Source organism: cf. Phormidesmis sp. LEGE 11477 (assembly GCF_015207105.1).
Lineage (GTDB): Bacteria > Cyanobacteriota > Cyanobacteriia > Phormidesmidales > Phormidesmidaceae > Phormidesmis.
The window spans coordinates 1-10898 of sequence record NZ_JADEXO010000164.1; the positions used below are offsets into that span (position 1 = coordinate 1).

Annotated in this window: 11 protein-coding genes and 1 pseudogene; 7 read left to right on the plus strand and 5 right to left on the minus strand. The window is 49.0% G+C overall.

The annotated features are described in order from the left end of the window. The first annotated feature begins 106 nt into the window (after nucleotides 1–106). The 7 genes from IQ256_RS26720 (at nucleotide 107) to IQ256_RS26750 (ending at nucleotide 7046) form a co-directional block, all read left to right on the plus strand. Nucleotides 107–967, plus strand: a complete 861-nt coding sequence (locus tag IQ256_RS26720) for a DUF3120 domain-containing protein (RefSeq protein ID WP_228025322.1) — start codon at nucleotides 107–109, stop codon at nucleotides 965–967. Nucleotides 968–1404: 437 nt separating this feature from the next. After that, the gene (locus IQ256_RS26725) at nucleotides 1405–2415 is read left to right on the plus strand and encodes an FHA domain-containing protein (RefSeq protein WP_370623558.1); all 1011 of its coding nucleotides are present in this window, start codon (nucleotides 1405–1407) and stop codon (nucleotides 2413–2415) included. A gap of 138 nt (nucleotides 2416–2553) precedes the next feature. After that, entirely contained in the window at nucleotides 2554–3036 is a 483-nt protein-coding gene (psbU, locus tag IQ256_RS26730; protein WP_228025323.1) for a photosystem II complex extrinsic protein PsbU, read from the plus strand. Nucleotides 3037–3293: 257 nt separating this feature from the next. Continuing rightward, nucleotides 3294–5024, plus strand: a complete 1731-nt coding sequence (gene nadB, locus IQ256_RS26735) for an L-aspartate oxidase (RefSeq protein ID WP_228025324.1) — start codon at nucleotides 3294–3296, stop codon at nucleotides 5022–5024. An 86-nt stretch (nucleotides 5025–5110) separates the two neighbouring features. Further along, nucleotides 5111–5890: a peroxiredoxin-like family protein gene (locus IQ256_RS26740; RefSeq protein ID WP_193858741.1), complete on the plus strand. Its 780-nt coding sequence runs from the start codon at nucleotides 5111–5113 to the stop codon at nucleotides 5888–5890. 466 nt (nucleotides 5891–6356) lie between these two features. After that, a complete protein-coding gene (locus tag IQ256_RS26745) occupies nucleotides 6357–6647 on the plus strand; it encodes a hypothetical protein (protein ID WP_193858742.1) in 291 nt (96 codons plus the stop codon). Continuing rightward, a complete protein-coding gene (locus tag IQ256_RS26750; RefSeq protein ID WP_193858743.1) occupies nucleotides 6648–7046 on the plus strand; it encodes a type II toxin-antitoxin system VapC family toxin in 399 nt (132 codons plus the stop codon). Nucleotides 7047–7543: 497 nt separating this feature from the next. Here IQ256_RS26750 and IQ256_RS26755 read toward each other — a convergent pair whose 3' ends face one another. The 5 genes and pseudogenes from IQ256_RS26755 to IQ256_RS30570 all read right to left on the minus strand — a co-directional run bounded on the left by IQ256_RS26755 (nucleotide 7544) and on the right by IQ256_RS30570 (nucleotide 10873). Next, nucleotides 7544–8521: a YsnF/AvaK domain-containing protein gene (locus IQ256_RS26755; RefSeq protein ID WP_193858744.1), complete on the minus strand. Its 978-nt coding sequence runs from the start codon at nucleotides 8519–8521 to the stop codon at nucleotides 7544–7546. Between the two features lie 92 nt (nucleotides 8522–8613). Next, nucleotides 8614–9063 (minus strand): BON domain-containing protein, encoded by a 450-nt coding sequence (locus tag IQ256_RS26760; RefSeq protein ID WP_193858745.1) that lies wholly within the window; start codon nucleotides 9061–9063, stop codon nucleotides 8614–8616. Between the two features lie 434 nt (nucleotides 9064–9497). Further along, entirely contained in the window at nucleotides 9498–10055 is a 558-nt protein-coding gene (locus IQ256_RS26765) for a hypothetical protein (RefSeq protein WP_193858746.1), read from the minus strand. Between the two features lie 171 nt (nucleotides 10056–10226). Further along, nucleotides 10227–10445: a toxin-antitoxin system HicB family antitoxin gene (locus IQ256_RS26770; protein WP_193858747.1), complete on the minus strand. Its 219-nt coding sequence runs from the start codon at nucleotides 10443–10445 to the stop codon at nucleotides 10227–10229. 68 nt (nucleotides 10446–10513) lie between these two features. Next, nucleotides 10514–10873 (minus strand): annotated as a pseudogene (locus IQ256_RS30570) (putative toxin-antitoxin system toxin component, PIN family). Between the last annotated feature and the right edge of the window lie 25 nt (nucleotides 10874–10898).

Below are 10898 nucleotides of genomic sequence, written 5' to 3' on the forward strand. Positions count from 1 at the left end.
ATGTGTATAATAGACAGAAATAAAGTTATTGCTATATGCTTATACGCTAAACACATACCCGTAAATCGTGCTATGTTAAGAATGGTTAATCCATCTCAGAAAAGCCTTGCAAATTCTTCAGTCAATCACGCCACAAGTTAAGGATGCCGGGGCTTTGCAGATTTCTAATAAAAGTAGAGCCGACCGCTCGCTGAGGAAGGCGGTGAGTGAAGGGGATGACAGTCCTTTGGTTTCGCTGTGTAGGCCGCTATCTTCAGTCAGTTGCTCGGATCGAGTACCCACCCCTAGCGATTCAGGCAATCGGCTACGTCACCAAGTCGCCCTTCTGTTTAGCCGTACTCGCGTTCAGGCTTTTGCGGCATCTGCCTTTTTGGTCGCCGTTCCCGTTTTTATCCAGGCACCTCTGGTTCGTTTGGTGCCCCAGGTTTGCTTACTAACGACGGCTATCTGGCTGCTCTTGGGCTGGAAGCTGCTACAAAAAGCCAGCACCCAGCTCTGGGGAGACTTGATCATCGGATTTAGTTGGACTTGGTTAGCTGGCGCGGTCTACTGGGGCTGGTTTCGCTGGGATCCATACGTCCATCTACCGATAGAAGCTTTGGGTCTGCCTATTGTGTTGATTCTGCTGCGCTACGGCAAGGCGAAGATCGGCAACTATTTCTATTTAGGATCGCTTCTGGGCACGGCGATTACAGACCTGTATTTTTATTGCGTCGGTCTGATTCCTTACTGGCGAGCTCTCATGGTCAATCCGCCTGAGCAAGCAGGCGTGATTCTACACAATGCGCTGATGCGAATGGAGACTTATCAAGGAGTGGGTAGCGCGATTGTGCTCTTATCTCTATTGATTATGTTGGGTACTATACCGCTAAGGTCGCATAGTACGCGGTGGTGGGCCTTTAGCGGCGCGGTACTCAGTACTATTTTGGTCGATAGCCTGTTTTTTGTAGCGGCTATCTTTGCTTAGGCGATCGCGATCGCTTTTTATCTATCAATTCTTTCACCAGTTGTTTGCTGGTTTGTCGTTGTTAATGGTGACAGCTTAGCTTTGGTTCGAGCAACTAGTTCGAGCCACTAGTTGATCAACTATCAAAACGCATATCAGAGCATAAGCACGCGCTAGAAGTCTTGCTCACATTCCTACAGAATATTCATACGTGTTCAAGGAACTTAAAATCTCATTGAATAGCATGATCGCCTCGGCAAACTCGACTAACATACCTTCAAAGCATACAGACTCAGCAAAGAGTGATTACCTACGCGGCTCGGTGATTTCACGCAACACTATTTATTAGTAACGTTCCAAAAGCGCCAGTTTTTTGGAGTACTTCTCGCTAGCCCCGTCCTAGGCAGCTTTTCCTGTCGGTTTGTGTTCTTTTGAAGCAAAGTTATTCACCAGTAGCTGTGGCAACTTCTGAGACTACCCCAAAAATCGGACCTCACCTGGTTCTAAAAAAAGATAGCAAAAAGCGACCGATGCTTTTAGCGGGCAATCAGTGCTGGACAGTTGGTCGCAGTGATGACAATAACTTCGTATTGGGCGATCGCTGGATCTCGCGTAACCATGCCATGCTGCAATACATGGAAACTGGCGAGTTTTACCTAATCGACTTAGGCAGTCGCAATGGCACCTTCATCAATGGTCGCCGCGTTAGTGTGCCAGTCACCTTACATAACGGCGACGAAATTACCTTTGGTCAAACTGGACTGAACTTCTACTGTCCGAGCATAGAGCCTGAGCTTAGCCATACCCATGATGAAATCCACGATCATACAGCGACGGCTACTCTTCACGTCCGCAGGATGATTTCGGTACTAGTCATAGACATTCGTGATTACACCGTCATGGCCCGTCGGCTCGACGAAAAAGTTTTGTCTGCGGCGATTGGCACCTGGTTTCGCTACGCCGGGGAAATTATCGGCAGGCATGATAGCTGGGTTGATAAATACATCGGAGATGCCGTCATGGCGGTTTGGATTCATGGCAGCCAGGAGGTAACGCAGCAGTCAATGCTGCAAATTACCCAGGCTATCAGCGAACTCAACCAGATGACGATGCAGCTTCATACAGAGTTTCCTTTGCCCTTTCCATTACGCATTGGGGCGGGACTTAATACGGGCTACGCCATGGTTGGTAATGCAGGTAGTAGCGATTGCCCCGACTACACGCCTCTAGGCGATACAGTAAACGCTGCTTTCCGGTTTGAAAGCTCGACCAAGCAGCTGGGCCTAGATCTATCAGTGGGTGAAGCCACCTACCGAGCACTAGAGCAGATAGGGGTTGACGAAGAAACCTTTAAACGCTATGCGGTTGAGCTAAAGGGATATGAGCAGAAAGTGGTCACGTATGGCTGCGCTTTTTCTGATCTAGAAAGATTTTTGGCCAGCTATGAATCCAGCTACGAACCCAGCTAGCTACGGATACCTCTATTGAAAGCTGGATAACCCTATTAGGACGCCGAAGCTAAAGCATTGTCTCACTAGAGAGCCGCGCAAAAATGATATCCTCTAATAAAGCTGATGAGAGTATATTTAGAATGAGGTTTTAAGCGGATGAAACTAGCGATTAGAAAAGTATTAGGCAGGTGTCTTGCCTTTGGAATTACGCTGATGGTCGGAGGCGCTGTGCTTCTAGGATCTTCACAGTCGGCTATGGCATGGTCTTTCAACAGCGCCGCAGCCGTCTTTGATAGTAGCAGCCAGCTCAACGGCACCACGCTGCTGGCCAACGCTGGTGGCAAGGACTTGCGTAACTCTATAGACGACAAGCTAGCTACGGCTTATGGCAGCAAGATCGATGTGAACAACACTAATATCGCTGCTTTTCGTAAGCATCGCGGTCTGTACCCAACCATTGCAGGGAAGGTTGTGTCGAACGCACCTTATGATTCTGTAGAAGACATCCTAGATATTCCAGATCTTAGACAGGTCGAGAAAGATCGCCTACAGCAGAATATAGATATCTTTACGATTTCTGCGCCTGACCCAGCCTTAGTAGAGGGAGCAGATCGATTCAACAACGGTGTCTACAAGTAATCCTTAGACTACAGGTTGAAATTGCGGATTGAAATTGCGGCCTGAGATGACTGAGATCAGGAATTGAGCAGATTCGAAGCTGACTTTCGTCCGCAAGTTATCACTGCTAGACCATCAATCACCAGATCATCAATCAAAAGAGCCTTTAGCCAACCTCGGCTAGAGGCTTTGTCTTTTGAAGCATTGCGACTGATAGAGTTAAGACAATCTACGGGCGTGATTTACAGGCAACCACCTTTTACAGGAGCGTTTTTTTGTTGGCAATTTCTTCTGGGATAGCGGACTTCGACGTGTTGGTCGTGGGTGGCGGTGCTGCTGGGCTCTATTCGGCACTGTGCCTGCCGACGCACCTTAGGGTAGGGCTTTTGACCAAAGATACGCTGGCAGTATCGGCGAGTGACTGGGCGCAAGGTGGCATTGCAGCCGCGATCGCACCTGACGATTCACCCATTTTGCATATTGAAGACACACTACGAGCGGGCGCTGGCCTCTGTGAGCCCGAGGCAGTGACCCTCTTGGTCGAAGAAGCTCGACAGTGCATAGATTCTTTAGTCGATTTAGGCGTCGCCTTCGACCGCAGCGGTCAGCAACTCGCGATGACTCTAGAAGCCGCTCATTCTCGCAAGCGGGTTCTACATGCCGCAGATACGACCGGGCACGCGATTGTCTTGACGCTAGCTCAGCGAGTACTCAGCCAAAAGAACATAAAGGTCTTTGATCGATCTTTCGCTTTGGATCTGTGGGTAGAAGCAGGTGATTGTAAAGGGGTCTGTCTGTCTCAAGCCGATGCAGAAGGCGCGCCGGATATCCGCTGGCTACCGGCGCGGGCGGTGGTCTTGGCCACTGGCGGCGGCGGCCAGGTCTTTTCACAGACTACCAACCCGGAGGCCAGCACTGGAGACGGGGTGGCGATGGCTTGGCGAGCGGGCGCAAAGATTAGAGATTTAGAGTTTTTCCAGTTTCATCCGACGGCGCTGACTCAGGCCGGGGCTCCGCGCTTTTTGATCAGCGAAGCGGTCAGAGGTGAAGGAGCCCATCTATTAGATAGTGCGGGCTATCGGTTTGCTTTTGACTATCATCCAGATGGAGAGCTAGCGCCGCGCGATGTCGTTAGCCGCGCAATTTTCTCTCACTTGCAAAAGAACAAAGATGCAGACGTTGTTTATCTAGATTTGAGCCCGATTGATCCAGAACGAATTCAGTATCGCTTTCCCAATATTATTCGTGTCTGCAAGCAGTGGGGCGTTGATTTGTTCAGTCAGCCGATTCCAGTCTCCCCGGCTGCTCACTATTGGATGGGCGGTATTGTCGCTGGGCGGGGTAGCGAAACAACAATTAGGAATCTATACGCGGTAGGAGAGAATGCGAGTACGGGCGTTCACGGGGCGAATCGACTGGCCAGTAATTCCTTGCTGGAGTGTTTGGTCTATGGGGCACAGCTAAAGGACATACAGCTAGAAGAGATTAAGCTAGAAGAGATCGAGTTAGAAGAGATTGAGCTGACTGGCGAGGTTGCAGATCCTATGGCCGCGAGGGCCAGCGCCGTTGAAATAGGTGATGACTGGCACCCACAGATTGCTCAGCTTACTCAGTGGCGAGACGCTATTCCTCAGCTGATTTGGGCTCAGGTGGGTATCAGCCGAGAGCAAGGGTTGATGGAAGCTGCGATCGCCCAAATCAGTCAATGGCAAGCGCAGTTTAATCAGCTTTCGATCACTCAGGCTTTGGATCTCAAGCCTGGAAAAACTGCTGTGCTTGAGTCAGTGAGCGGTGAGCAAGTGCGACTGTGGGGGGAGGTGAGAAATTTGTTGGCGATCGCAGCCCTCATTCTTAAAAGTGCTAACTTCCGCACCGAAAGCCGAGGTGGACACTACCGCAGCGACTATCCCACCTCACAATCAGACTGGCTAGTTCATACCTTGATCCAGAACGATCGCTGCTGGAAATCAGAATTGGCTGTCGCTTCAGCTACCAAGCAGCCTATTTAAGGCCAATACGAGAGAATCTTCGGCGCAGGTCGTCGCTAGTCTGACGTCTAAGATAAATTAAGACAGTCTTCTTACTAACCAAGACCATGGATGCTCGCTCAGCTTTGAATCAGACCAGCTTGCTACGGGTCAGCGACGCTCAGCAGGCAACGGTATTTGAATCGTGCCGCTCGGCAAAACGCACCCTAGTTCTCGTCTGGCCACAGCTAGGTGATTTTGACACGCTGGAATATGCGTGGTGGATTGAGCGAAATCACCTTGATCTAGAAGCTGCCAATATTCAAGTACGCGCTGTTGCTATCGGCGATCGCACTGCCGGAAAAAAATTCTGTGATTACACCCACTTCCCACCAGAACATCTGCACATAGACCCCGCCGCAGAACTCCATCAGAAGCTCGGGCTATACAAAGGACTATCGGTTTCGCTCCCTGGTCTTAGCGCCCAGCAAAACGGCTATTTCAACCTGCTACTGATGTGTGCTGGCATCGGTAGCCCTGGCACGCTCAAAGAAGTCTTGCGCGGCTATACCGGAGACAAATCTGCGCCGCAGCTGATCGCCGATGATGAAATGGTAAAAGCCAGACCGTTGCCCGCTTTGAAAGGAGAAGTGTTTAAATCTGCCGGTGGCAAAGGCTTTCAAAGGCCGTTTGAGCTGGCAACTTTGCGGCTGCGAAATATGGGCGAAGTGCTAAGCAATTGGAAGACCTATGTGCCGGATGCGGCGTATCTGACTTGGCGCGGAGCGACGTTTTTGTTTGATGCCGATGCCGATGGCGAGCTGCTTTATGAATGGCGCGATCCGGGCATCTTGGGCTTTGCTGAAAACATGAGCAATCCTTTGGCGTTTCTAGACAAAGTAAACTGATGCTGCATTACTCATTTTGTGAACGCTAATATGACCGCTTAGTTATCGTCCAATGAATTGAAAGCGGTTTGTGCTCTTACGAGACTGCGAGTTAGCTAGAGAGTCAATGACTACACTTTGCAAACACGACGGCGATCTAGAAGTAGCAATTGAGATAGGCACTGCTGGCTGTGGTAATACGTAGGAAAAGTCTTTCATAACAATCTGCAATGCGAGATTTATGAAGAAGATAGCTTTAAAGAAAAAACAGAAGAATACAACAAGAATCTGTGAAGGCAGCATTGGTAACAGGGTTTGTTGCGTGTGCGATCGATCTGTTTACTTGACTGCACGGCTTTTGATCTCGCTGGTTCGCAGCGTGGCGGTATCGATAACTGCAAGCGGTATCTCACCGTGTCGTTATTCTGCGTTCTACTGCGCTAACGTAATTCGTTGGTTATGATAAGAGCTGAAGGAGGTCAACTAAATGATGCAGTCTGTGAAGGGAATCTATCGAAATGGGAAGGTAGAGCTGCTAGAGCCGCCATCGGGCGTTGTGATCGCAGATGTGATTGTTACGTTTGTTGATGTTGCATCAAGAGAAGAGTCCGCACAAAGCCAAACGTCACCTCCAATGAGTTCTGAACTAGAGGATACCCCTTCTCAACAGATTTACTTTGGTATGTTTGCTGGTGAGGGTGAGGGTGCTACTGAAGAAGACTTTAAATCAGCAGAGTTTCACGGTGATGAGGATGATGGTCTTGACTGGACCGATTGAATGAATTACATCATTGACACTCACGTACTGATCTGGTTTTTAGAAGGCAGTGCTCAGTTGAGTGATACTGCCAAGGCGGCGCTGATGAATCCCAGAAGTAAGTTGATTCTGCCAGCAATCGTTCTAGCGGAGGCGGCGTGGATCGTTAGGAAGGCAAAAACGAACATTCCTTCTGTGACTTCGTTACTAAGTTCTGTCAAGCGTGACCACCGAATGCAGGTTTTTCCATTGGATCAAACTGTAGTCGAGAAAACTATTGACCTAAATGCTATTGCAGAGATGCACGATCGGCAGATTGTGGCAACAGCGCTGGTAATTCAGTCGCAGGGTGAGGAGGTTGCTTTGCTAACTTGCGATCGCAACATTACCGACTCGAATCTAGTATCTATCATCTGGTAGGGCATTCTGCACAACTTTGTCGTCGGGTAGGCGAATAGTAAGGTCTGCCATAACTATGATTTCCTTAGAATTGCTTCTGGCTTTAGGGTAGCGAGTTCTAGAAAGAGCTGGAGATGGATAGCACATATGAACCAAACAGCTTACGCATGAGCGTGGACGCTGCTATGACCGCAGCGACAGGAGGCTACGCTGTTGTACGGCGCTAAAGCGTGCCTGCCAAGTGAAAGTAATCAGTCATCTTAGGTTCTCTACATCTTCTACTTCTAGGAGAACCAAAAAAATGCACCAAACCGCATGGGTCGCAGTTTAGCGCATTATATGAGAACTCTTTAAATGCAGACTTACAGTATCTACAAACTATAGCGCTGGCTACTTGGCTAAGAGACAGATTTCAAAGCTGAAAGCCTTATGCAACAATAAGCTAAGTGACTCGCGTTCCTCCAGTGCATCAGAGAAACGCTGTAAAGTCTACAAAGTAAAATGCTTACTTTCCTAAGTTAGCTTTCGCGAATGACCGTACCGTCGTTGGATTTGACATCTAACTCCTCGCGGCGCAGTGTCTCTTCCGCAGTGACCGTTTCTTGGGTGGTCTCTTTGCGAACGTTGACTTCCTCTGCTACAACAGCTTCCTTACGGATATCTGCCGATTCTTCATACACTTCCACACGGGCTACCTCACCCGACTGGAAAGCGTCTGCAGTAGGAGTAGCTGTTGTTGCTGTCGGTGTCGTGCGCTCGATGACAACTCTTTCTTTCTCAACAGGTACAGCGACTTCAGCAGTATCGGAGATTACCCGCTTACCAACGGAGACTTGCCCAGTGCGTACCCTGTCCTTATTAACCTTTAAGCGCTCTTCGTAAAGCTTGAGGTTGTCAGCGTTATCTAACGCGGAGCCTGTAGAGCCATAGATTTCGAACTCTTCTACGTTATGGCGCTTCATGATTGCCTCGGCGCTAGCAATATCGGTTGCGACAGAGTTCACCATGACTAAATATTCACCAGAGGCAACTCTGTCATTGTAGACGCGGGCTCTTTCTTCAGGAATTCCTAGACCAATGAGCGCACCAACTAGGCCACCAGCGGCTGCACCGATAGCACCCCCTGCTAATGTAGTTGCGATCGCAGTCGCCTCAGCACCTGCTAGTAGAATAGGACCGATACCTGGAATTGCCAGCGCACCTAGACCTACTAACAGCCCGCCAACGCCACCGATAGCACCACCAGTAATCGCACCAGTTGCTGCACCATCGTCGGCGTGGTTACCCACTTCCTCTTCTTTAACGCCCGTTTCGATTCCAGAGACCTCATCGGCATCTCTAGCAACCACCGAAACGCGCTCCATGTTTAAGCCTGCTTCATCCATATCATGAATGACACGCTCTGCTTCGGCGCGAGTTTTAAACACACCAACAGCACGCTGATACTGGCCTGCTGCAGCCTGAGTCGTAGGTTGACCGGTATTTTGAATGACCATCTAGATTTCTCCTTACTTATTACTTTTTCTTTTTTCCTATGCACCCTTGAGGATCTACTCAAGACCCGTATCCCAAAGACTTTATGCCGATGCTATTCTGCTGCCGGTACGACCTCGACATCTACAGCGACAGACTCAACGCCCAAAATCTCTTTTGCCAAGGGCTCGATTGTTTCGTATTCGCGATCGCTAGGAACGGTTCCTGATATGGCGACGTTGCCATCTTCAGCATCAATCGTCAGCTTGCTTCTGGGGATATTCGCCTCTAGCTTGGAGCGAACCTCACTCTCTAGATCAGAGTCAGCGCGTTCCCCTTCATCACCTAGTACTTCATTACGCTGCTCACGCGCTCTGATGTCAGAATCGAGCTGGGCCTGACGCACTTCGCTCTCCGCATCCTCCAAAGTCTCTTCTACAGCAGCAGGATCTTCAACCTCGCCGCCCACGTCCGATGGAGCATCAGCGCTGGTTCTAGCTGTATCGCAAGCAGCAACGCCTAGCATCAAGACACCAGCAAGTGCTGTTGTTATTGTTCTCTTCATTCTTATATCTCTGTAAAACTGCGTAGGTAGTATGGATTTCTACCTGGCTATATGGCCTTCAAAGCCGAAATATGGTCACCCTTAGTATGTACGCTAGCTTTGCCTAACTCCTATACCTCTTTAACCATATACATCTCTAACTATAGAAAGAGAAGTTCCTATATAAAGAGAAGTTCGGATTGGTGTAGTTAGCTCTATCGCCAACGATCACGATGAACCTGATTGGATTCTTCTCGCGAGAATTGTTGCAATACATCTGAGTCTGGTTGGCATAGGATGTAATATCGCGGTTCGTTTTTGAACGGCTGATAGAACGCCTCAGCTCAGTCAAACGCTTTGAGATAGAACATCACACCCTCAGTAGGAATGACTTGATTACGGCTTACTAAATCGAATCTAGTGCCTATTGTTTGGTAGAGGCCCTGCAAGACACGCTAGGGTTTCACCATCAGCATTCCCATGACTTCAGCTTTTTGGTTGGGGTCGGTGGTGGTGATGACAATGTTCAGCTCGGTGTCGGTCAGGTCTACGGGATAGGGGCCAAACCGCGCCCACTGACGGTAGGGTAGGTCACCCATCGCTTCTTCGACGATTTGCCCTTCTATCTCGATGCTCATGGTGCGCGGTGTGCCACGCTGATTTTCCATAAACCAAAAGTACATATCGTATTTGGCGTTGTAGATCAGCTGGTCGATGGCTAGGCGCTCTGTGTTAACAATAGAGCTATTGAGCATGGCCTGAGTGTTTTCATCTGTGGCTGGTTTGGGCCGTAGCTCGGTGGTAGCAGATTCAACCTCTCGCAGCATCAGGCCGTTGCCTTTAGAATCGTTTTGCGAGGTCCAGCGATAGCCTTCGATTTCTATACCGCCTTTGCCGTTGAAGTTGGTGCCACGGATGAGCACATCGGTGATAGGGGGTGCCGGGGTGGCGGCTGGCTCGGTGCAGGCGCTTAGCAGCCAGCCGATCAACAGTAAGAGTGTTGCTAGCTTCATGACTATCCGCTAATTCTCCCCGTAGAAGGTTTGCTGAAATCTATGCCATTCACTGCTCTAGCAGCCAACGATTGATGCTGACATCGTCTTCTGGTTTGCTACGCTTTATGACTGCTTTTTGAATTCACCTTTTGCTTGACTATTATACTGAAGTGTTGGGTGATGATGAGGCTATCTAGTTTCAGCATCCAACTTATCCAAGAGCTGTAAGCCTACTTCGGGATCTCCAGTTGCAGCTAGTGCTTTAAACCGAGTGAACGTGTCAAACTCTGCTAGGGCGATAGTAGAGAGTTCTTCTATTAGTTTGTTGACACTAATGCCTCGGCTCTTAGCAAAGTTTTTGAGTCTTTCGTGTTTGTCGTCAGGCAGGCGAATGGTCAGGGTTGCCATGATTACGGTCTCCTTAATATTGCTTCTGATTTTAGGATAGTGAGTTCTGGAAAGAGTAATTCAGCGTTTTAAAAGTCTTTTAGATTGTTGGTCGCAATGAGAGAAGCGCTGCCTGCGATCGCGAGTTCGATCAGATGGTTATCAGCTTCGTCCTTCAGGTTAGGTCGCCATGTGTAGTAGATAAAAGTCCAATGACTAATACTCATGAATGCTTGCAATAGTAAGTCTATTTCAGGCTGCGTTAATGGACATTATTTGAGGATATGCGGTCTGCTAAAAACTGATTCGTATTCGCAAAACAGTGCATTACCCATCAAAGGCTGATAGTTACCTAAGAGACATTGACGAATCAGCTCTCGACTGGGACCGGATGGGCCAATCAATGCACTGATAAATATGCTGGTATCGACTACAACCTTATCTATCATGCCTGTACCTGTTTAGCGTATACAT